This is a genomic window from Streptomyces sp. NPDC014656 (assembly GCF_043084305.1).
GTDB lineage: Bacteria > Actinomycetota > Actinomycetes > Streptomycetales > Streptomycetaceae > Streptomyces.
This window is the reverse complement of the sequence record NZ_JBIBZN010000033.1, coordinates 1-22,060: the sequence shown is the minus strand read 5'-3', so window position 1 is coordinate 22,060 and position 22,060 is coordinate 1. Positions and strand designations below refer to the sequence as shown.

19 protein-coding genes are annotated in these 22,060 nt (G+C 70.5%); 14 read left to right on the top strand and 5 right to left on the bottom strand.

Annotated features, from left to right (window positions below; all coding sequences use genetic code 11):
* Positions 1-294 (top strand): heterodisulfide reductase-related iron-sulfur binding cluster (locus ACF1ED_RS37005; RefSeq protein ID WP_391767762.1); only part of this gene is annotated, 294 nt, incomplete at its 5' end.
* Positions 291-983, top strand: a complete 693-nt coding sequence (locus ACF1ED_RS37000) for a nitroreductase (protein WP_391767761.1) — start codon at positions 291-293, stop codon at positions 981-983. The genes ACF1ED_RS37005 and ACF1ED_RS37000, both read left to right, overlap by 4 nt.
* 27 nt (positions 984-1,010) lie before the next feature.
* Here ACF1ED_RS37000 and ACF1ED_RS36995 read toward each other — a convergent pair whose 3' ends face one another.
* Positions 1,011-1,880: a helix-turn-helix domain-containing protein gene (locus ACF1ED_RS36995; RefSeq protein ID WP_391767760.1), complete on the bottom strand. Its 870-nt coding sequence runs from the start codon at positions 1,878-1,880 to the stop codon at positions 1,011-1,013.
* Positions 1,881-2,118: 238 nt separating this feature from the next.
* Positions 2,119-3,309 carry a CaiB/BaiF CoA transferase family protein gene (locus tag ACF1ED_RS36990; RefSeq protein WP_382836277.1) on the bottom strand — a complete coding sequence of 397 codons (1,191 nt, stop codon included), beginning with the start codon at positions 3,307-3,309 and terminating at the stop codon, positions 2,119-2,121.
* Between the two features lie 182 nt (positions 3,310-3,491).
* Between ACF1ED_RS36990 and ACF1ED_RS36985 the strand changes: the two genes are divergently transcribed.
* Genes ACF1ED_RS36985 through ACF1ED_RS36970 form a run of 4 tightly spaced genes read left to right on the top strand, consistent with a single transcriptional unit; the run spans position 3,492 to position 8,206 of the window.
* A complete protein-coding gene (locus ACF1ED_RS36985; RefSeq protein ID WP_391767759.1) occupies positions 3,492-5,261 on the top strand; it encodes a CoA-transferase in 1,770 nt (589 codons plus the stop codon).
* Positions 5,245-6,423, top strand: a complete 1,179-nt coding sequence (locus ACF1ED_RS36980; protein WP_391767758.1) for an acyl-CoA dehydrogenase family protein — start codon at positions 5,245-5,247, stop codon at positions 6,421-6,423. Before ACF1ED_RS36985 ends, ACF1ED_RS36980 begins: the two co-directional genes overlap by 17 nt.
* Positions 6,424-6,475: 52 nt before the next feature.
* Entirely contained in the window at positions 6,476-7,267 is a 792-nt protein-coding gene (locus ACF1ED_RS36975) for an enoyl-CoA hydratase/isomerase family protein (protein ID WP_391767757.1), read from the top strand.
* A 48-nt stretch (positions 7,268-7,315) separates the two neighbouring features.
* A complete protein-coding gene (locus ACF1ED_RS36970; protein WP_391767756.1) occupies positions 7,316-8,206 on the top strand; it encodes an HpcH/HpaI aldolase/citrate lyase family protein in 891 nt (296 codons plus the stop codon).
* Between the two features lie 183 nt (positions 8,207-8,389).
* On the opposite strand, the gene ACF1ED_RS36965 is transcribed toward ACF1ED_RS36970, so the two are convergent.
* Positions 8,390-9,745 (bottom strand): MFS transporter, encoded by a 1,356-nt coding sequence (locus ACF1ED_RS36965; protein ID WP_391767755.1) that lies wholly within the window; start codon positions 9,743-9,745, stop codon positions 8,390-8,392.
* Between the two features lie 255 nt (positions 9,746-10,000).
* Between ACF1ED_RS36965 and ACF1ED_RS36960 the strand changes: the two genes are divergently transcribed.
* The 7 genes from ACF1ED_RS36960 (at position 10,001) to ACF1ED_RS36930 (ending at position 18,240) form a co-directional block, all read left to right on the top strand.
* On the top strand, positions 10,001-11,515 hold the full coding sequence (locus tag ACF1ED_RS36960) for an aldehyde dehydrogenase family protein (RefSeq protein WP_391767754.1): 1,515 nt from the start codon (positions 10,001-10,003) through the stop codon (positions 11,513-11,515).
* The gene (locus ACF1ED_RS36955; protein ID WP_391767753.1) at positions 11,508-13,010 is read left to right on the top strand and encodes an aldehyde dehydrogenase family protein; all 1,503 of its coding nucleotides are present in this window, start codon (positions 11,508-11,510) and stop codon (positions 13,008-13,010) included. The genes ACF1ED_RS36960 and ACF1ED_RS36955 overlap by 8 nt, the downstream gene beginning before the upstream one ends.
* Before the next feature lie 38 nt (positions 13,011-13,048).
* Positions 13,049-14,476 carry an MmgE/PrpD family protein gene (locus tag ACF1ED_RS36950; RefSeq protein ID WP_391767752.1) on the top strand — a complete coding sequence of 476 codons (1,428 nt, stop codon included), beginning with the start codon at positions 13,049-13,051 and terminating at the stop codon, positions 14,474-14,476.
* A 151-nt stretch (positions 14,477-14,627) separates the two neighbouring features.
* On the top strand, positions 14,628-15,824 hold the full coding sequence (locus ACF1ED_RS36945; RefSeq protein ID WP_391767751.1) for an acetyl-CoA C-acetyltransferase: 1,197 nt from the start codon (positions 14,628-14,630) through the stop codon (positions 15,822-15,824).
* Between the two features lie 23 nt (positions 15,825-15,847).
* Positions 15,848-16,303 carry a MaoC family dehydratase gene (locus tag ACF1ED_RS36940; RefSeq protein ID WP_391767750.1) on the top strand — a complete coding sequence of 152 codons (456 nt, stop codon included), beginning with the start codon at positions 15,848-15,850 and terminating at the stop codon, positions 16,301-16,303.
* Between the two features lie 72 nt (positions 16,304-16,375).
* Positions 16,376-17,146 (top strand): 3-oxoacyl-ACP reductase FabG, encoded by a 771-nt coding sequence (gene fabG / locus ACF1ED_RS36935; protein WP_391767749.1) that lies wholly within the window; start codon positions 16,376-16,378, stop codon positions 17,144-17,146.
* Between the two features lie 56 nt (positions 17,147-17,202).
* A complete protein-coding gene (locus tag ACF1ED_RS36930; protein ID WP_391767748.1) occupies positions 17,203-18,240 on the top strand; it encodes an MBL fold metallo-hydrolase in 1,038 nt (345 codons plus the stop codon).
* 70 nt (positions 18,241-18,310) lie between these two features.
* Here ACF1ED_RS36930 and ACF1ED_RS36925 read toward each other — a convergent pair whose 3' ends face one another.
* On the bottom strand, positions 18,311-18,652 hold the full coding sequence (locus tag ACF1ED_RS36925) for a hypothetical protein (RefSeq protein WP_391767747.1): 342 nt from the start codon (positions 18,650-18,652) through the stop codon (positions 18,311-18,313).
* A gap of 373 nt (positions 18,653-19,025) precedes the next feature.
* Between ACF1ED_RS36925 and ACF1ED_RS36920 the strand changes: the two genes are divergently transcribed.
* Entirely contained in the window at positions 19,026-20,843 is a 1,818-nt protein-coding gene (locus ACF1ED_RS36920) for a SpoIIE family protein phosphatase (RefSeq protein ID WP_391767746.1), read from the top strand.
* A 40-nt stretch (positions 20,844-20,883) separates the two neighbouring features.
* Here the strand turns inward: ACF1ED_RS36920 and ACF1ED_RS36915 are convergent, their stop codons facing one another.
* Positions 20,884-21,777, bottom strand: coding sequence for a helix-turn-helix domain-containing protein (locus tag ACF1ED_RS36915; protein ID WP_391767745.1), 894 nt, complete (start codon positions 21,775-21,777; stop codon positions 20,884-20,886).
* Positions 21,778-22,060 lie beyond the last annotated feature (283 nt).

Genomic DNA, 22,060 nt, shown 5'->3' with positions numbered 1-22,060 from the left:
GCCGTCCCCGGCCTGCGCCAGCAGGAGATGCACCGCCACAAGGAGCGCGGCTTCTGCTGCGGCGCCGGCGGCGCGCGGATGTGGATGGAGGAGCGCATCGGCAAGCGCATCAACACCGAGCGCGTCGACGAGGCCCTGTCCCTCGACCCGGACATCGTCTCCACCGCCTGCCCGTTCTGCCTCGTCATGCTCACGGACTCCGTGAACGGCAAGAAGAACGACGGCAAGGCGAAGGAGTCGCTCCAGGTCGTCGACGTGGCCCAGCTGCTGCTCGACTCGGTGAAGGCCCCGTGAACCGGGCGGAGGGGGCGGCGTCCGGCGGGTTCCGGAGGCTGCTCGACGACCGATGGAGCTGCCGGGCCTTCCTGCCGGACCAGGTGCCCGACGGTGTGATCACCGAGATGTTCACGATGGCGCAGCGGACCGCCTCCTGGTGCAACGTCCAGCCGTGGCAGGTGCACCTCACGAAGGGGGAGGGGACCCGGCGGTTCGCCGCGGGCCTGGCCGCGTACGTCGGAACGCGTCCGCCGGCGGCCCCGGACCTGCCGATGCCCGAGGAGTATCGCGGCGTCCACCGGGAGCGCCGGCGCGGAGCCGGCCACGCGTTGTACGCCGCGCTGGGGATCGCCCGGACGGACCGGGAGGCACGCGAGGAGCAGTACTCGAAGAACTACGCGTTCTTCGAGGCACCGCACGTCGCAGTGGTCACGACCGCCCGTGACCAGGGGGTGTACGGGGCGGTCGACTGCGGGGCCTACGTCACGAACCTCCTCAACGCCGCGACCTCGCTCGGTGTGGCCACGATCCCGCAGGCGGCCATCGCGCGGTACGCCGACCGCGTACGCGAGCACCTCCGGATCCCCGAGGACCGGCTCGTCGTCTGCGCCGTCGCCTTCGGGTACGCCGACACCGCGCATCCGGTCAACGCGTTCCGCACCGCGCGGGCGGACGTGGCGGACGTCGTGGTCGTGGTCGACAGCTGATTCCAGGTCCGTCCCCGCGCGGTCGGTTCAACGCCCGGGGACGGACTCCGTGGTTTCTTCGAGATGCTTGGCGAGCAGGCCCAGGCGTTCGCGGGTCGGCGTTCCCTCGGCCGCCGTCCAGACCACGAGGCGCTGTGTGGGGTCGTGGGCGCAGGTGAGGGCGTCCCAGTCGAGGGTCAGGTCACCGACGACGGGATGGCGCATCTGTTTGGTACCGCCGCTGCCGACGGCGACGTGGTGCTCGTCCCACCAGGTGCGGAACGACTCGTCCGCGCCGCGCAGCTCCTCGACGAGGCGCTTGAGGCGCCGGTCGTGGGGATCGCGACCGCTTTCCCTACGGAGCATCGCCACGGTGACGGAGCCGACCTGCTCGAAGTCCGGGTAGAGGGCGCGGAACGCCGGGTCGCGGAAGAGAAGCCAGGCGTAGTTGCGGTGGTCCTCCGGCAGGGCGTCGAAGTCGGTGAGGAGGGCCAGTGCGAGGGGATTCCAGGCGAGGATGTCGAGGCGGCGTCCGATGACCAGGGCGGGGATGTCGCTCAGACCGTCGAGTACCCGCTGGAGCTGGGGCTGGAGCGCCGGGGAGTCAGGGGTTTCGCCGCGGGCAGTGTCCTCGCCGGCCAGCTCGCGCAGGTATGCGCGCTCGTCCTCGTCGAGCCGCAGTACCTCGGCCAGGATGTCGAGCACGGGTGGGGAAGCCCGTCGGCGTCCCTGCTCGATGCGGGTGTAGTAGTCCGTGCTGATCGATGCGAGCAGCGCGACCTCCTCGCGACGGAGGCCCGCGACGCGTCGGTGCGCGCCGTCGTCCGGCAGGCCGACGGTACGGGGGTCCAGGGCCGCGCGGCGTGCTTTGAGAAATGTGCCCAGCTCGTGGGCGGGGGGACTGCTTGCCGTGTTCATGTGCGGTCTCGCAGGAAGCCGGTCCAGCTGGTCACCGGTGTTCCGACGGGCTGTCGGGCCGGTCCAGACCCAGAATAGCGCCGCCCCGGAGCGGACGGCCGGTCCGGCGTGCCGACGTCCACGACACGTGCGGGCCGGCGTCCATTCCGGGGCGGACCTGCGCCGGTCGTCCATGCGTCGTCGCACCGACGACCGGCGGCTCTGTGGGGCCGAAGCCGTGGGCTGTCCCCTGATCGGCTCAGGAGCTCTCGGCCCCCGGATCGGCGAACAGGATCCCCGCGGAGAGCAGCTCCTCGATGCGCGCCGCCTCGTACACCTCGCCGGCGATCTCGCGGGTGTGCTGTCCCACACGCGGGGCGACGCCGCCGCGGTCGGGGCGGGTGCCCTCGAAGCGCCACGGAGGGCGGAGCAGCGAGACGCCGTTGTCCTCCGGCTCGAAGAGTTCCAACCACTTGGTCTGGGGGTGGTTCATCACGCCGGACACGGTGAGGACGGGAGCGAAAGGCACGTCCGCGTCGCTGAGGCGCTTCTCCCACTCGGCCGTCGGACGCTGGAGGAACTCGGCCTGTACGACGTCCACGAGCTCGAAGTAATGGCGCTCCCGCTCGGGGTAGGTCGCGAACCGAGGGTCCTCCGCCAGATCGGGACGGCTCATGGCGGCCACCAGGCAGTTCCAGAACTTCTGGGAGGACGACAGGTGGATGGCGATGTCCGCGCCCGCAGCGGTCTTGAGGCAGAAGTTCTGCGCCTGCGGGTGCCTGCTGCGACGGCTGGGGTCCTGATACCCGTCGTCGAAGTACTGGCTGACCGCGTCGGCGGTGAGCGTGGTGACCGCCTCCATGACGGAGGTCTCCACGTGCTGGCCCGCGCCGGTGGCGGCCCGTCCGACGAGGGCGGCGAGCACCCCGGTAGCGGTGGAGACGCCGGTGATCAGGTCGGCGAGGATCGTTCCGGAGAGCTGTGGTGCCTCGGCGTCGCTCAACAGGGAGTAGAGACCCGCGGAGGACTGCCCGATGGTGTCGTAGGCGGGTCGCTGAGCGAGCGGGCCCCCGTTGCCGAAGCCGGTGACCGAGGCGTACACGAGGTCAGGGCGGAGAGCGCGGCATTCCTCGGGCCCGAGACCGAGCGCGGTGAGCTTCCCGGCGCGCAGGTTCTCCAGGACCACGTCGAAGCGCGGCACGAGCGCCTTCACGAGCGCGATGCCTTCGGGCGTCTTCAGGTCGACCGCCAGACTGCGCTTGCCGGCGTTGTACTGGATGAAGTACGGGCTGCGGTCGTTCTTGAGCCGTCGGAAGTCCTCTCCGGTGCCGGGTTTCTCGACCTTCACCACCTCGGCGCCCAGCGCGCACAGGAGCGAGCTGGCGTACGGGGCGGAGATGTAGCCACCCAGTTCCAGGATGCGGATGCCGTGGAGCGGCTTGTGCTGCATCGGTGACCTCGTTCCCTCTATACGGTCGCCAGCTGTCAGAGCTATGTAAAATATATGATCTGACTTCTGTCAAGGGCCTCGGGGTGTCGGAGGCGGTCGTGACCAGGGCCTCCTTGCCCGCGGCGCATGATAAATATATTTTATGTGCAACTTGAGTGAGTGGTACAGAGGGAGCCCGCGCCATGGATGAACCCGTTCGGCAGCCCGTCGACTTCTGTCGTCTGGACGAGGCGATCTCCCGGTACGTGCGCCCCGGGGACGCCGTCCACGTGATGATGGGCCACAGTCGCTGGAGTGCCCTGGTCCGGGAGCTCGCCCGGCAGCACTGGGGGAAGCCCTCCGGATTCACCCTCATCATGGCCAGCCTCTCGTCCCTCGGTGCCGTCCTCTTCCGGTCGGGAAGCCTCAAGAAGGTCGTCACCGTCTACTCCGGCGACTCCTTCCCGGTCTTCACCCCCAATCCCGTCTTCCAGCGGGCCTACACGTCCGGCGAGGTGGAGGTCGAGAACTGGTCCTTCCTCACCTACATCCAGCGGCTGCGCGCCGCGGCCACAGGCGTCCCGGCGGTCGTCACGGGGTCGGTGCGCGACTCCTCCATGGCAGCGAACGACGCGTACACGGAGACGGACACCGCCTTCGGCCGGATCGGCCTCGTCGCCCCGCTGGTCCCGGACGTCACCCTGGTGCACGCCGCCGTGGCCGACCGGCACGGCAACCTGGCGATCGCGCCGCCGATGTTCGAGGGAGTGGTCGGCGCGCTCGCCTCACGGCGGGGCGTGATCGCCACGGTGGAGAAGGTCGTCGACGACCTGCGTCCCTGGTCCACCATGGTACGGATCCCCGCACACCGGGTGCTCGGGGTCGTCGAGGCTCCCTTCGGCGCTCATCCCGGTGGCGTCTTCCCCGGTCCTTCCGGGGCGAGGCTCCCCGTCCGCGGTTACGTCGAGGACGTCGACCACTGGATCGCGGTCCGCGAGGCGAGCAGACGTCCCGACTTCGACGACTGGATCGAGGAGTGGGTCCTGCGGCCGGCCGACCACCAGGCGTACCTGGCGAAGGTCGGTCCGGAACGGCTCGCGGCCCTCGTTGCCGAGGCCGAGCATCCCGCCCCCCGACCCGCCGAGGCACCCCGGCAGGATCCGCCGAACGGCACCGAGCGGGCCGCGGTCTGGCTCGCGGACCTCGTCGCCCGCCGCGCCGCCGAGACCGCCGCCGACACCGTCCTCGCCGGGGCCGGCCTCGCGAACCTCGCCGCTTGGGTCGGCGTCGGACGCGCCCGGCGTAACGGTCATCACGTCGCCCTTGCCGCCGAACTCGGCCTCTGGGACTACACGCCCACTCCCGGCGACCCCTTCATCTTCAGCTTCTCCAACTTCCCGACCTCGACCATGCTGCTCGACACCGAGCAGGTCCTCGGGAATCTCGTCAACGGACGCTTCCTCCGGTCGATCGCCTGTGTCGGCACGGCCCAGATCGATCGGCACGGAAACATCAACACCACCAGGATCGACGGCGGTCCGTACCTCGTCGGCTCCGGCGGCGGCAACGACGTCATCACCAACGCCGACGAGGTCCTCGTCGTCGGGACCATGGACCGCCGCCGTTTCGTCGAGGGGTGCGGCTATGTGACGAGCCCGGGTGCCCGCGTCAGCACCGTCGTCACCGACCTCGGGATGCTCTCCAAGCAGAACGGCGAGCTCGTCCTCACCCACGTAGCCCCCGGCCCCGAACCCCTGGCCGACCGGGTGGCCCGCGTCCGGGAGCACTGCGGCTGGGAGCTGTCCGTGAGCCCGCTCCTCCAAGAACTGCGCGAGGTCACGACCGCCGACGTCGAGGAGCTGCGGTCTTTCGACCCGCAGGGGTACTTCCTCGGCCGTGCCCGGACCACGGTCTCGGCCCCCTGCACCACCACCGAAGCCACAGAGAGGAAGATCGATGTCCGCACCCGTTGAGGAGACGGTAAGCGTCGAGGACTTCGCGCAGATCCGCGCGCAGGTCCGCCGGTTCATCCGCGAGGAGGTCATTCCCCGGGAACGGGAGATCGCCGACACCGACGCCATCCCCGAGGACCTGCGCCGCAAGGCCGCCGAGATGGGCCTCTTCGGCTACGCCCTGCCCCAGGAGTACGGCGGTCTGGGTCTCGTCATCACCCAGGACGTCGAGCTCGCCTTCGAGTTCGGCTACACGGCGCTCGCCTTCCGCTCGCTCTTCGGCACCAACAACGGCATCGCCGGCCAGGTGCTGGTCGGCTACGGCACGCCCGAGCAGAAGAAGCAGTGGCTGGAACCGATGGCCGAGGGGCGCTGCCTCGCCTCCTTCGCCCTCACGGAGCCCGAGGCCGGGTCCGACCCGTCCGGCATGCGCACCACCGCCACCTGGACCGGTGACGGCTGGTCGATCAGCGGCGGCAAGCGGTTCATCACCAACGCGCCCCTCGCCGACCTCTTCGTGACCTTCGCCCGGGTCAGGAACCACGAGGCCGAGGGCAAGATCGCCGTCTTCCTCGTCCCGGCCGGAACCGCTGGCCTGACGGTCGGCCCGAAGGACCGCAAGATGGGCCAGGAGGGGGCGACCACGGCCGACGTCTACTTCGACGACGTACGCGTCGGTGCCGACGCGCTCATCAGCGGCGAGGTGGAGACAGGCTTCCGCGCCGCGATGACCGTCCTGGCCCGTGGCCGCGTCCACATCTCCGCACTGGCGACCGGACTTGCCGAGCGGGCCCTCGACGAGTCCGTGCGCTACTCCGCGCAGAACCTCCAGGGCGGCGTGCCCACCGGCGACCGCCAGCTCGTGCAGGCCATGCTGGCCGAACAGCAGTCGCTCGTCATGGCGTGCCGGGCACTCACCCGCGACGCGGCCCGCCACTACCTCGACGGCACCGACCGTCGCATCGCGCCCTCCGCGGCCAAGCTGTTCTGCACCGAATCCGCGGGCCGCGCCGCCGACCTCGCCGTCCAGGTGCACGGCGGCAGCGGCTACATGCGCGAGGTCGCCGTCGAGCGTGTCTACCGCGACGCCCGCCTGCTGCGGCTCTACGAAGGCACCAGCGAGATCCAGAAGCTGATCATCGGGCGTGAGCTCATGCGCCGCGAGCGCGCCGCCGGTGCCTGACGCCGCCGGGCCCCTATACCGCAGAGACCGCGAAGGAAAGGACACGACAGGAATGAGCCGCTACGCACGCTTCGCCCACCTGAGGGTGGACGGGCCGGACAAGGCGGGAGTGATCGAGCTCGTGCTCGACGCCCCGAAACTGAACGCGGTGAGCGAGGAGGCGCACGCGGACCTCGCGGAGATCTGGCGCGAGTTCGATGCGGACCCCGCCGTGAAGGCCGTGCTGCTCCGGGGCGAGGGCAAGGGCTTCTCCGCGGGCGGCTCCTTCGACCTGGTGGAGAAGCTCACCCAGGACTACGACACACGCACGCGAACGATGCGCGAGGCCAGAGACCTGGTCTACAACGTCATCGACTGCTCCAAGCCGATCGTCTCCGCGATGCACGGGCCGGCCGTCGGTGCCGGTCTCGTCGCGGGAGTGCTCGCGGACGTCTCCGTCGTCAGCCGCACCGCGAAGCTCATCGACGGGCACACCCGCCTCGGGGTCGCCGCCGGCGACCACGCCGCCGTCTGTTGGCCGCTGCTGTGCGGCATGGCCAAGGCCAAGTACTACCTGATGACCTGCCGCCCGCTGACCGGAGAGGAGGCGGAGCGGATCGGCCTCGTCTCCCTATGCGTCGACGAGGACGAGCTCTTGACCACGGCCCGGGAGGTGGCCCTGGAGCTCGCGCAGGGAGCGCCCAGCGCCATCCGCTGGACCAAACAGTCCCTGAACAACTGGTACCGGCAGGTCGCCGGCGCGATCTTCGACTCCTCGCTCGCCCTGGAGTTCTACGGCTTCGGCGGCCCCGAGGTGCTCGAAGGACTCGCCTCGCACCGCGAGCGCCGCAAGCCCTCGTTCTGATCCATCCGCTTCGTGTGACGCGGCGGACCGCGTACCAAGGAGACCCCGATGAACCCGTACCGCTCCATGCTCTTCGTCCCCGGGCACAAGTCCACCTGGGCCGAGAAGGCCGTCGCCACCGGTGTCGACGCCGTCATCCTCGATCTGGAGGACTCGGTCCCGGCCGCCGACAAGGCCGACGCCCGCAAGACCGTGCGCGAGACGATCGGCCGGCTGCGCGCGCAGGGCGTCCGCGCCGACGTGTGGGTGCGCCCGAACAGCGTCGACAGCGGCCTGTTCGGCGCCGATGTCGAGGAGGTCCTGACCGAGGGCCTCGCCGGCCTCTTCCTGCCCAAGGTCTTCACGGCGCAGGAGATCGTCCGCATCGACGCGATCGTCTCGCACATCGAGGCCCGCGAGGGTCTGGACGCGGGCTCGATCGGACTGATCGTCAGCTATGAGACGGCCGTCTCGATGGCGCACTGTGAGGAGATCGCCGCCGCCAGCCCGCGCGTCTCCAGTCTGCTCGGCGCCACCGGCCCCAACGCGGACGTCGGCCGCGAGCTCGGCTTCGAGTTCACCCCCGAGGGCCTGGAGACGCTCTACCTGCGCAGCAGGATCGTCCTGGCCGCCCGTGCCGCGGGGCTCCACCACCCCGTGGCCGGCGTCTGGCAGGACATCGCCGATCTTGACGGCTTCCGGCGCTTCGCCGAGGACAATCGGCGTCTTGGCTATCGCGGCATCGTCCTCATCCATCCCTCGCACGTGGCCCCCGCGAACGAGGTCTTCACGCCCTCCCCGGAGGTCGTCGACCACTACCGGCGGATGATCGCGGCCTTCCGGGAGGCCGAGGCCAAGGGCAGCGCGGCGGTCGACTTCGAGGGCCAGCACATCGACCTGGCGCACGCGAAGACGGCGCAGGGCGTGATCGACCTCGCTGAGGCCATCGCGGCGGAGTAGTTCCGGGCGAGGGGGAGCCGTGGTGGAGCGACCACCGGGGGCCGGTACCGGATTCGTCCGGTACCGGCCCCCGGCCTTTCGGGAGCGTCCCCGCGACCGTGGTCCGCGGGGAGGCGGACCGGGCCCGGGGACGGGGGCGGCGGTTCTCGTGACCAGGCCCGCGGGGGGCGGCACCAAGAGAGGTCAGGCGGTGGCGGTCTCGCCGGCCGGGGGGAGGGGCGCGGACCGGTCGGGTCGTGCCTCGTCGTCCGACTCCATCGAGCGGTGCCGGGTCTCGCGGAGCGCCAGGGTGCACACCAGGCTGATCAGGCACAGCGCGGCGAGGAAGACGCCGAAGGCGAGCCCGCCGTACGTCGTCACGATGGCGGCCGCGACGAGCGGCGGTACCGCGCCGCCCAGGACACCGGCCACGTTGTACGCGAAGCCGGTCGCCGAGTAGCGGTACCGGGTGTGGAACAGCTCGGGCATGAACGCGCCGACGGGGCCGTACGCGATGCCGCAGAGGAAGGTGGTGACGCACGATGCGACGGCGAAGACGAGGACCGACGCGGACTCGAGGATCGGGAAGAGCGTCAGGGCCCACACGACCGCCAGGGCGTTGGCCGCCACGATCACTCGACGGCGGCCCAGCCGGTCCGAGCAGATGGCGCCGAGGACGAGCGCCACTCCGGTCATCGCGCCGGCCAGCATGCCGATGGAGAGGACCGTGGTGCGGGAGAGGTGCAGCTCCGTCGCGCCGTAGCTCATCAGATAGCCGACGGCGAGGTAGTAGAAGGCGAAGACCATGACGAGGACGCCGGAGGCGAAGGCGATCTCCCGGGGCTGGCTCCTGAGGGCCTCGACGAAGGGCGCCCGGGCGGCGCCGTGCCGGGCGATCTCGTCCTTGAAGGCCGGCGTCTCGTCGATCTTCAGCCGGATGAAGAGTCCGACGGCGACGAGGAGGAAGCTGGCGAGGAAGGGGATCCGCCAGCCGTACGACATGAAGGCGGCCTCGGAGAAGGCCGTGTCGATGAGCAGGAAGGTGGCGTTGGCGAGGACCAGCCCGAGCGAGCCGCCGAGCGAGCCGAACATGGACCAGAAGCCGCGTCGTGCCTTCGGTGCGTTCTCGGCGGCCATGAGCGTGGCGCCGGTCCACTCGCCGCCGACGGCGAGTCCCTGAAGGAGCCGCAGGACGACGAGGGCGATCGGGGCGGTCGCGCCGATCTGCTCGGCGGTGGGCATGAGCCCGACGAGGAAGGTCGCGGCTCCCATGACCAGCAGCGTCGTGACCAGGGTGGTCTTGCGGCCGAGCCGGTCTCCGAAGTGACCGAAGAGGATCGAGCCGAGCGGTCTGGCGACGAAGGCGACGCCGAGTGTGGCGAAGGACGCGACCGTGCCGGCCGTGTCGCCGAGGGCGGGAAAGAAGGTCTTGGGGAAGACCAGGGCGGCCGCGGTCGCGAAGATGAAGAAGTCGTAGTACTCGATGACCGTGCCCGTACCGCTGGCGAGCGCGATGCGCCGCATGGTTCGGGGGGACACGGTGTTGTCGGATGCCGTCATGGCGTGCCTCTCCAGGAGAGGGGATGGGGGCGCCATGAGAATCATGCATGAAATTTGATATGTCGAGGGTTTCGGCAGGGTGAATCAAGCGAGGGCCGAAACCCAGTGAGCGGCTTGCTGAGTCCGGAATGCGGCAAATATTCCCCACTTGAAGGGGTGACATGTGACCAGGACGTAAATATTATCCATCATGTATCCCTGAGGGGAGCCCGAAGCGGTTCCCCTCGGGTCTCTGTCACCGGAAGGCCCACTGACGTGCACGCATCATCACCGGCCGATCCCCTACGCGCAGCACTCTCGTCCGTCCTCGCACGGCCGGAGGACGGGTCCTGCATCGAGGTCATCGACGCATCGACGGGCGAGACCGTCCACCGCGTCCGGGAACACGGCGCCGAAGAGGTCGACGGCCTCATCGTCTCGACCACAGGTGCCGCGGACCGCTGGCGCTCCCTCGAAGTCTTCGCTCGCGTCCGGGCCCTCCTCGACTGGGCGGACGGGCTCGAGGACCGGCGGGACGAGCTCGCCGAGCTCACGGCCCGGGAGACCGGAGCCCTGCGCGCGGAGGCCGGCCTCGACGTCGATCGGGCCGTGGCCTGCCTTCGGCACTACGCCGGACTCGTGGGCAAGGTCGACGGCCGGGTCCTCGGTGGCGTCCCCGGTCACTTCGGACACACCGTCCGAGAGCCCTTCGGCGTCGTCGGCGGCATCACGGCGCCGAACTCGGCGCTCTCCACCTTCGCCTGGCAGGCGGCACCTGCCCTGGCCGCCGGGAACGGCTTCGTCCTCCACGCCCACGCCGAGGCCCCGCTCGGCCCGATCGTCATGGCCCACCTCGCATGGGAGGCAGGGATCGACGCCGTGGCCGTCTTCACCGGGCCGGCGTCCCTCGCCGCCCACCTCGCGGGCCACGAATCCGTCGGCATGGTCGCGTACACCGGATCCGTGGAGACCGGTCGTGAGGTGGTCCGAGCGTCCGCCGGTCCGATCGTGCCCCTCACCCTGAACCTCGCCTCCCGCAACAACGCCTTCGTCCTCCCGAGTGCCGACCTCGCGAAGGCGGTTCCCTCCGTTCTGCACTCCCGTTTCTCCTGCGCGGGGCAGAACTGGTTCGGCGCCTCCCACGTGTACGTCCACGTCTCGCTGTATGAGCAGTTCGTGACGCGCGCGGCCGCCCTGGCCCGGCGCATCACCGTCGGAGCCGCCCTCGACCCCGACGTGCTGATGGGCCCGCTCCGCTCCGAGGCCGCCTGTGCGCGGCTGGTCGAGACGGTGTCGGCGGGCGTTGCCGCCGGTGCGGAGGTACGGGCCGGCGGCGGGCGTGTGTCCGGCCTCGCAGGCGGCGGCTACCACGAACCCACCCTCGTGGTCGGGGCCGGTCCGGAGAACCCGCTGCGTGCGGAGCCGGTCGCGGGCCCGGTCCTCAGCGTCTCCCCCTACACGGACGACGCGGCCGTCGCAGCCGAGGCGAACGCGACCCGCTCCGGCGCCGTCGCCCAGATCTGGGGCCGCGACGCGGGCGCCGTGAAGGCCCTTGCGGGCCGGCTCGATGTCGGAACCGTCTGGATCAACACCCACGACGCCCTCTCGCCCGAGATCTCCATGACCGCCTGGCGGGACAGCGGCTACGGCGCGGCGGGCGGCCCGGACGCCGTCGACGCCTGCACCCGCACCAAGATGATCATGTGGGACGTCACCCCCCTGGCCGGCCGCGCACCCGCCTTCACCGGGATCGCGACGGCCGCCGACACCGAAGGGCCCCGGAATGTCTGAGCACCTGCTGCGCTTTGAGGCCGTCGGGGCGGCCGAGTCGTACACGGGGCGGGGCGAACTCCTGCCCCTGGAGAATCCGGCCACCGGAGCGACCTACGCGGAGGTGCGGGAGGCCGACGAGGAGCTCGTCGACCAGGTCGTGACCGGCGCGGCCGACACCTACCGGAACACCTGGAGCGAGGTCGAGCCCCTCGAGCGCGCCCGCCTCATGCTCCGCTGGGCCGACGTGCTCATGGACCACCAGGGCGAGCTGGCCGACATCGAGTCCACCGACGTGGGCCACCTCCACCGCGAGTCCGCCGCCGACGTCGGCGCTGCCGCCCGCTGGCTCCGCTACTTCGCAGGCGTCGCCGACAAGATCGAAGGACAGAGCGTCACCGCCCACCCCGACCGTTCGGCGTTCGTCACCCGCGAGCCATACGGGGTCGTCGCCGGCGTCAACAGCTTTAACGGCAACCTGCTGATGTTCGGCATGAAGGCCGCGCCCGCCCTCGCCACCGGCAACTGCTTCGTCCTGAAGGCGCCGGAACTCGGCCCGCTCTCCTCCTTCCGCGCGGCCGAGCTCGCCGTCGAGGCGGGCATTCCGCGCGGGGTCGTCAGCGTCGTCTCCGGCCGTGGCCACGTCACGGGCGCCGCGCTCGTCGCCCATCCCGAGGTGGGCATGACCATGTTCACCGGTGGGCTCAACGGGGCCCGCGGCGTCATCGAGACCTCCGCCGCCCACGTCAAGCCGCTCACCCTGGAGCTCGGCGGCAAGAACGCCGTCATCCTCCTCGACGACGTCGACCTCGACCGGATCGTCCCGCACCTGCTGCACTCGAACTTCGTGAAGTGCGGGCAGAGCTGCGCCGCCGGCTCGCGGGTCTTCGTCCCGCGCCGTCTCGCCGACGAGCTGACCGGACGGATGGCGGCGGCGACCCGGCGCATCAAGCCCGGGGATCCCTTCGAGCACTCCTCGGACATGGGCGCCCTCATCAGCGAGCAGCAGGTCGCCCGCGTCGAGGACCTGGTCCGCCGGGCCGTCGACGGCGGGGCCACCATGCTCGCCGGCGGTCGGCGGGCCCACACCGGACCCGCCACGGCCAAGGGGCACTTCTTCGAGCCGACCGTTCTCGCCGACCTGGACGACGACAACATCGGCGCACGCGAGGAGATCTTCGGCCCGGTCGTCGGCGTGCTCGCGTACGACAGCCTCGACGAGGTGGTCGCCCGCGCCAACGGCCTCGACTTCGGCCTCACCGCCCAGGTCTGGGGCGACGACACCGGGGCGATCCACCACCTGACCCGCGGTCTGGAGGCCGGCACCGTCTGGGTCAACACCTACCGGTCGGTCCACCCCAGTGCGCCGTACGGCGGCTTCAAGCGCAGCGGCTACGGGCGCGAGAACGGCGCGGAAGTCCTCAGGACCTACACCCGCGCCAGGACCACCGTCTGGAGCCATGGTGCGGCGAGCCACCCGTACGGGGACCTCCTCGGAGCCCCCGCGGCGTCCTGACGCGCTGCCACCTCCCGAACACACAGGAGCAACAGGCAATGAAAGAAACCCTCGTGGAGCGGCTGGCGGCCTTCACCGCCGACAGCGACTTCGACCGGCTGCCCGCCGACGTCGTCGAGGAGAGCAAGCGCATCATCCTCGACTCGCTCGGCTGTGCCCTCGGTGCCGTCGGCGAGCCGAAGGGCCGCATCGGGATCGAGTACGGCCGGATGACCGGCGGCGCCGGGGGCGACGCCACGATCATCGGGACCGGTGACCGGGTGTCGGTCTTCGGAGCCGCGTTCGCGAACGGCGAGCTGATCAACACCCTCGACGCCGACGCCGTGCTGCCGCCCGGCCACGTCACCCCCTACGTGCTCCCCGGCGCGATGGCCGTCGGCGAGAGCCTCGGCGCGTCCGGCAAGGACGTCATCACCGCCGTCGCCGTGGCGCACGAGATGTCGTACCGCATCGGCAAGGCCATGGACTATCTGAGGGACTTCAAGGACGGCAAGGTGTCGCCGCCGCCCGTCTACGGATACAGCAGCACCGTGTTCGGCGCCGCGGCCGCTGTGATGAGGCTGAAGGGCGTCGACCGGGACGTCGTCTCGCACGGCCTCGGTATCGCGGGCAGCATCGCCCCCGTCAACTCCTTCCGTTCCTGGAGCGAACACGCCCCGACGTCCACCATCAAGTACCTGCTGGCCGGCGCCCTGACTCAGGCGGCGCTCACTGCGGCTCACATGGGGGAGCTGGGGCACCGCGGCGACCTGCGGGTCCTCGACGACCCGGAGTTCGGCTTCCCCCGCTTCATCGGCACCAGCCGCTGGGAGCCCGTGGTCATCACCGAAGGGCTCGGCGAGGACTGGAGGTTCCCCGCCGAGCAGTCGTACAAGCCCTACCCGCACTGCCGCATCCTCCACGCGCTGCTCGACTCGCTCACGGAGATCGTCACGGAGAACGGCCTGAAGCCGGACGAGATCGACGGCATCAAGGCCTGGGTCGAAGGCTTCGTCGAGCAGCCGCTCTGGGTCAACCGCAGCATCGAGCGCGTCCACGACGCCCAGTTCAGCATCGCGCACGGCCTCGCGGTCGGCGCCCACGCTCTGCCGCCCACGAAGGCCTGGCAGGACCCGGCCTTCGTCTTCGGCGACTCCGTCATGGGCCTGATGGACCGCGTCTCCTACGAGGTCCATCCGAACTACGTGGAGCTGATCGCCGGCAACGCCGCGAGCCGGCCCGCGCGGATCGAGGTCTCGGCACGCGGCACGACCTTCGTCGGTGAGCGCCGCTATCCCAAGGGCAGCAGGTCGCCGGAGCCCGAGTCGACGATGACGAACGACGAGCTGGCGGCGAAGTTCCGCGGCCATGCGGAAGGGGTCCTCCCGGACGCGGACATCGACCGGGTCGTCGAGACCGTCCTCCACCTGGAGTCCGTGGCCGACTTCGGCGAGGTCATGCGTCTGGTGGGCCGCAGCGGCGCCTGAACGCACCCGGCAGGGCAGGAGAGCCCTTCATCAGCTGGTCCCCGCCGTCACGTGACGGCGGGGACCAGCCCGTTTTCACCGGCAAGCCTTGTCCCCTCCAACCGAGATCAGATATTTTATTTTAAGTATTCTCTAGCGGAAGGGTGCAGTCATGCGACGCGCAGCCATTGTGAGCCCGGTGCGGACCCCCGTCGGAGCCTTCGGAGGCGCCTTGAGGCCGGTGGCGGTCGAGGACCTCGCTGCCACCGTCATCAAGGCGGTCGTCGAGCGGTCCGGCGTCGACCCGGAGCGGATCGACGACGTCGCCATGGCGCAGTCGTACGCCAACTCGGAGACTCCCTGCATCGGACGATGGGCCGCGCTCCACGCCGGGCTCCCGCTCTCGGTCCCCGGCTTCCAGACCGACCGCCGCTGTGGCGGCGGACTCCAGGCCGTCGTCACAGCCGCGATGATGGTCCAGACCGGCGCGTGCGACGTGGTCCTCGCGGGCGGCGTCGAGAGCATGTCGAACATCGAGCACTACACCACCTCGATGCGATGGGGGCGCAGGTCGGGCAACGTCGAGATGTACGACCGGCTCGACCGAGGACGCGAGCGTTCCCAGCCCGAGCACCGCTTCGGGAGGATCTCCGGCATGGTCGAGACAGCCGAGAACCTCGCGGAGCGGTACGGCATCTCCCGTGAGGCAGCCGACGCGTTCGCCGTCGAAAGCCACCGACGGGCCGCCGCCGCGTGGGACAAGGGCCTGTTCAAGGACGAGGTCGTTCCCGTTCTCGTGCCCCAGCGGCGCGGCGCCGACGTCCTCTTCGACCGGGACGAGGGCGTCCGCGCCGACTCCTCCGTCGAGGTCCTCGCCCGGCTTCGTACGGTCATGCCCGGGGGAACCGTGACAGCCGGCAACGCCAGCCAGCAGAACGACGCCGCCGCCGCGTGTCTGGTGGTCGCCGAGGACAAGTTGGAGGAGCTCGGTCTGGAGCCGCTCGGCTACCTGGAGGGATGGGCGGCCGCGGGCTGCGACCCCGCCGTCATGGGCATCGGCCCCGTTCCCGCCGTGGCCAAGCTCCTCGCCCGCACGGGGAAGAACTTCGACGACCTTGACCTCGTCGAGATCAACGAGGCGTTCGCCGTCCAGGTCCTCGCGATCCTCGCCGAATGGGGTTGGCACGACACCGACCGGCTCAACGTGAACGGCTCGGGCATCTCCCTCGGCCACCCCATCGGCGCGACCGGGGTCCGGATCCTGACCACCCTGCTCCACGAGCTGCGCCGCCGGGGCGGCCGCTACGCCCTGGAGACCATGTGCATCGGGGGTGGTCAGGGCATGGCCGCCCTCTTCTCCGCTCCGTGACCTCACTTTCGACAGGACATCCGATGACCAAGGTCTTCCCTTCCCCCGCGGCGCTCGCCCAGGCCGTTGGCACGCACATCGGCACGGGCGACTGGACCACCGTCGACCAGCGCCGGATCGACCTCTTCGCCGAGGCCACCGGTGACCGGCAGTGGATCCACGTCGATCCGGAACGCGCCGCGACCGGCCCGTTCGAGGCCACCATCGCCCACGGCTTTCTGACGCTCTCCCTGCTTCCCGTCCTGGTCAAGCAGGTCTACCGGACCGAGGGCGTCGCCATGGCCGTCAACTACGGCCTGAACAAGGTTCGTTTCATGCATCCGGTGCGCGTCGGCTCCAAGGTCCGGGCTTCGGTGCACCTCCTCGCGGTCGAGGAGGTGGCCGCCGGCCATCAGGTCGTCTCCCGGGTGACCGTCGAGATCGACGGCGTCGACAAGCCTGCCTGTGTCGCGGAGACGGTCACCCGCCTCCACGTCTGATCCGGACGCCGGGAGGCGCCGGACCGCAGCACCGCATCCTCCTTATCCCACCACTTCTCAAGGAGCACCACCGTGTCCGCATCCCCCTCCTCAGAGCAGCGCGTCGCCGTCGTCACCGGCGCCGCCCGCGGCATCGGTGCCGCCATCGCCGTGCGCCTGGCCCGGGACGGTTTCGCCGTCGCCGTCCTCGACCTCGACGAGGCGGCCTGTGCCGACACCGTCGCCGCCGTCGAGAAGGAGGGTGGCCGAGCCCTCGCGGTCGGCGTCGACGTCTCCGACGCAGCCCGGGTCGAGACGGCCGTGGCCCGCGTCGCCGCCGAACTCGGGCCGCCCGTCGTGCTCGTCAACAACGCCGGCGTCACCCGCGACAACCTCCTCTTCAAGATGGGGGAGGCCGAGTGGGACGCCGTCATCGGCGTGCACCTGCGCGGCGCCTTCCTGATGACGCGGGCCGCCCAGGCGCACATGACGAAGGCCGGCTGGGGGCGCGTCGTGAATCTGTCGTCCGTCTCCGCGCTCGGCAACCGTGGCCAGGCCAACTACTCGGCAGCCAAAGCCGGGCTGCAGGGCTTCACCAAGACCCTCGCCATCGAGCTCGGCAAGTTCGGGATCACCGCGAACGCGGTCGCCCCCGGCTTCATCGTCACCGAGATGACCGCGGCGACCGCCGAGCGGCTCGGCGTGCCCTTCGAGGAGTTCAAGGCCCAGCGCGCCGCGGTCACCCCGGTCCCGCGCGTCGGCGAGCCCGAGGACATCGCCCACGCCGTCTCCTTCTTCGTGAGCGAGGGCGCGGGCTTCGTCACGGGACAGGTCCTGTACGTGGCGGGCGGCCCGCGTGGCTGAGCGCGGCGCCTCCGGCCCCGTCACCACACTTCCGCACCATCAGTAAGGGGAACGACATGACAGCGCGCTTCGATCACGGGGCGTGGGCGGAGACCGGCGTGGAGACTGTCCACCCCGGAGTGCATCGAGTGCCGCTGCCGCTGCCCCAGGACGGACTGCACGCCGTCAACGTCTATGTGCTCGAAGGCATGGCCGAGGACGGCGGTCTCGTCATGATCGACGGGGGCTGGGCCGTCCCCGAGGCGCGCAAGACGCTGGAGACGGCCCTCGCCGGACTCGGGTACGACCTTTCCGCCGTCCGTGACGTGTTCGTGACGCACGCCCACCGCGACCATTACACCCAGGCGGTGGAGCTTCGGCGGGCGTTCGGCGCACGCGTCCACCTCGGTGCGGGTGAGCGGCGCGGCCTGCAGCTGCTCAACGACATGCGCGGGGGCATCGGCTCGGCACTGCGGACCCTGCGGCAGGCGGGCGCGCAGGAGCTGGCCGCGTGCGTCCGCCTCACTTATCCCGACCTGTACGACCCCGGGCACTGGGAGGAACCGGATCGCTGGCTGGGCGCGGAGACGCTCCGCTTCGGCGAGCACGCCCTCCGGGTGATCCCCACGCCAGGTCACACCCGGGGGCATGTGGTCTTCCTCGACGCGCGGCGCGGGCTGTTGTTCTCCGGTGACCACGTGTTGCCGAGGATCACCCCGTCCATCGGCTTCGAGGCGTCCGACCCCGGGGGCCGGCCACTCGCCTCCTATCTGGAGTCGCTGCGGCTGATGACCGACCACGCCGACACCCGGCTGCTCCCCGCCCACGGGCCCGTCGGACCTAGCACGCATACCAGGGTCGCCGAGCTGGTCGCGCATCACGGGGAACGGCTGGCGCGGACGTTCTCCGTTCTGGGCGACGACACGCGCGACGCCTTCACGGTGGCGTGCGCGCTGCCGTGGACGCGCCGTGCGCTCGCCTTCACGGAGTTGAACCCGCTCAACCAGATGCTGGCGGTCAACGAGACCGTCGCGCACCTCGACGTCCTCGCCTTGCGGGGCAAGGTCGCGGTCTCGCGCGTCGAGGGAGTCGATCGCTACACGCGGATGCGGTGACGGACGACGAAGCCCCGGGTCCCCGACGCATGTCGTCGGGGACCCGGGGCTTCGTCGTCGGCGTGGCTCGTCAGACGGCGATGTCCATCTCGGGGCCTATGTACTCCTCGGCGGAGACGACCCTGCCGCCCTCCACGCCGGCCACCTGGATGAGGTGCACGTTCGTGCCGTCCAGCGTGGTCGAGGTCTGGACGACGAAGCCCTTGTCCGTGAGCGTGTAGCGGGAGTTGCGGAACGGCGGGAGCCCGCCCCTGTTCTTGACCGCGTCGATGGCCTCCTTGAGGGTCATCCACTTGTCGTCGGAGCTGTGCCACACGCGGCACTCCGGCGCACAGAAGTCGTAGAAGAGGTCGACGTCGGAGAGGGCGAGCAGCCAGCTCTCGGCGATTTCCTGCTTGGTCTTCTCGGTCATGCTCAGGCCTGCCTTCGCGAGTGGGGAACGAGACGGTGTGAGGAACACCGAGACCAATGATCACGCATAATATAAAAAGTATCAATGGTTGTGTCGGGTGGAGAGGACGTACGGTGAAGTAGCGGGCGGGGTGTCGAGACTGAGGAGCGACATGGTCGGGTCCAGCGCCGGCGCGGCAGAAGCGCCTCCCGTCGCGGCCGTTGTCCTGGACGGTCGCGGCACCGTAGTGCGATGGTCCCGAGCGGCCGCGGACCTGCTGGGACGTGGGGCGGAGGAAATCTGCGGCGCCCCGTTCGGCACCGTGTTGGCCGGCGGATCCGTGGGCGTCCCCGCCGAAGGCCCCGTGCTGCTGCTGCACCGGTCCGGTGTCACGATGCCGGCGATTCTGCGGACGGAGCCGCTGGAGCCCTCCGATGAGCGGCTCGTCCTCCTCGCCCCCACCACGGACGGCGCGACGCGCGCGACAGACGCGAGGCCAGGGCCTCCCGCAACCCCCGACCGTTCCCGCCGCGAGCGGGCGCTCCTGCACGAGGCCGCCGTCCACCTCGGCGGCTCGCTCGACCCCCTACGCATCGCACAGGACCTGGCCGACGTCCTCGTCCCCGCTCTAGGGGACCTGGCCAGCGTCGAACTGGCGGACGGCGTGGTCGACGGCGACGACCCCGCGGAGACCCGCGGAGGCGGGGACCTCCACCTGCGCCGGGCATCCGTCGCGTCCGCCGCCGGGACGTGGCCCGCATATCTCGTCCAGCCCGGTGAGCCGATTCCTCCCATGGTCTCCACGGGAGAACTTCGAGACGTGCAGCACGGCCGGGCCGCCATCTTCGACCGGCAGAAGGTGATGTCCCTCTTCGAGGATCCGCAGCCACACCTTCCTGAAGGCATGCACACGGCCTTGTGGGTACCGCTCTACGCCCGCGGACTCGTGCTCGGCACGGTCGCCGTCTGGCGCACCGACCAGAGCGACCCATACGACGCGGAGGACGCCGATGTCCTCGGCGAGATCGCTTCCAGGGCCGCACTGAGCATCGACAACGCCCGTCGCTACACCCGGGAACGCCGGTCCGTCCTCGCGCTCCAGCAGCGTCTGCTGCCGGAGCCGGTGACCGACGCGCCCGCGGCCGAGACCGCGGGCCTCTACCTGCCCAGCGGCAGCGGGGCGGGGATCGGCGCCGACTGGTACGACGTCATTCCGCTGCCCTCGTTCCGGGTCGCCCTCGTCGTCGGGGACGTGACGGGGCACGGGCTGTACGCCACGGCCACGATGGGCCGCCTGCGCACCGCCGTCCGCACCCTCGCCGACCTGGAGTTGGACCCCACCGAACTCCTCACCCACCTGGATGACCTGGTCCAGCAGTTCGGCAGGCGCACGGACCCCGAGAATCCCACGGTCGCCACGTGCCTGTACCTGGTGTACAACCCGGTCGCCCGACGGTGCGCCGTGGCCAGCGCGGGCCATCCGCAGCCGGTCCTGGTCACGCCCTCAGGCACGGCCGAACCGATCGACGTCCCCCCCGGCCCGCCGCTCGGCGTGGGCGGCTTCCCGTTCGAGACGGCCCTCGTGGATGTCGAGCCGGGCAGCGTTCTCGCCCTGTACACCGACGGGCTCGTCGAGCGCCACGGGACGGACGAGGACGGGGGAGCGCGCTGGCTGAGCGAGAGGCTGTCGGCTCTGAGCGGCCCCGGGCGATCCCTGGAGGAGACCGGGCGGGTGTTCCTCGGCGAGCTGGGCGGTGAGCCGCCGCGCGACGACATCGCCCTGCTCCTCGCACGGACGCGCGCTGTCCCGGAGGATCACACGGCGCACTGGGAGTTCCCGGCGGATCCGTCCGTCGTGTCCACCGCCCGGCGCGTCGTCGCGGAGCGGCTCGCCGGCTGGGGGCTGGAGGATCTCGTCTTCACCACCGAGCTGATCGTCAGCGAACTCGTCACCAACGCGGTGCGGTACGGAGGCGGCCCCGTCGGGCTGCGGCTCATCCGCGAGACCTCACTCGTCTGCGAGGTCAGCGACGCGAGCACCACCCAGCCGCGGCTGCGTCGGGCGCGTTGGAGCGACGAGGGCGGCCGCGGTCTGTTCCTGGTGGCCCAGCTCACCAGCCGGTGGGGAAGCCGGCACGGTCGCCACGGTAAGACCATCTGGGCCGAGCAGCCGCTCGTACCGATGGAGTTGGACCTCATGACTCTGCTGTGAACAGCGGGGCGCGCCGAGCCCGGCGCGAGTGCTCCGTGAGTCAGGACGGACTCTCGGTCCTGGCGTCGGCCCCGGCATCCGCCGCGGTGCCGGTGCCGCCGACGGACCAGGAAGCGAGGAAACGCAGTCCGTCGTGCGAGGGGCTGCCGGGCTCCGCGGTCCAGGTGACGAGTTGCTGGTCCGGGTCGGTGGCACAGGTGAGGGTGTCCCAGTCGAGGGTGAGGTCACCTGCGACGGGGTGCCGGAAGACCTTCGTGCCCATACCGCGCACCGCGACGTGATGCGCGCCCCACCACTGGCGGAAGTGCTCGTCCCGCACTGACAGCTCCCCGACCAGCGCGGCGAGCCGCTGGTCCTGAGGAGTCCGCGCCGCCTCCATGCGGAGCTGCGAGACGGCGGTGTGGGCGACGGTCTCCCAATCCGGGTACAAGGCCCGGACGGCGGGATCCACGAATATCAGACGCACGTAATTGCGCTGCTTCTCCGGAATTTTCGAGAAGTCCGTGACGAGTGCGGCCGCCAGGGGATTCCAGGCGAGAATGTCCATTCGCCGTCCGAGGACCACGGCGGGCACGGTCACCAGGGCCTCCAGGAGCCGCCGCAGCTGGGGGTGGACTTTCTGCGCTGTCTGCCGACGCGGCCGCAGAGCGTCCTTCCCGGCCAGTTCGACCAGGTACTCCCGTTCGTCGTCGTCGAGCTTCAGGATCTGGGCGATCCTGTCCAGGACCTGAGGGGATGCCGTCCGGCGGCCCTGCTCGAGCCGGGTGTAGTAGTCGGTGCTGATAGAGGCCAGCAGGGCCACCTCCTCGCGGCGGAGGCCCTGCACACGGCGTCGGGTTGCCGTGGCCGGCAGTCCGACGTCGGAGGGGGTGATTTCCATGCGGCGGGCTTTGAGGAAAGCGCCGAGTTCGCTGGCGTGCGCATTTCGGTCCATGCTTGTCAGTCTTGCAGGGGGAAGGCGTTTTGTGAGGGGGCCTGTTCTGTCCCAGGACAGAACGGTCGGGGGCTGTTTTCCGCCCCTTTTCGCTGCTGTCGTGGCGTGTGAGTCTCGATCTGTGTCCGCCCGGCCGGCGATCGAGAACCCAGGTCGTGCGCAGGGCGGCCCCGCACCGACAGCACCATCTGAACCACGCAAGGACGTATCACCGCTCATGAAGACGAACGTGACCTTCCCCAGCGCCGGCCTGAACCTGGCGGGCATCCTGTTCACCCCCGAC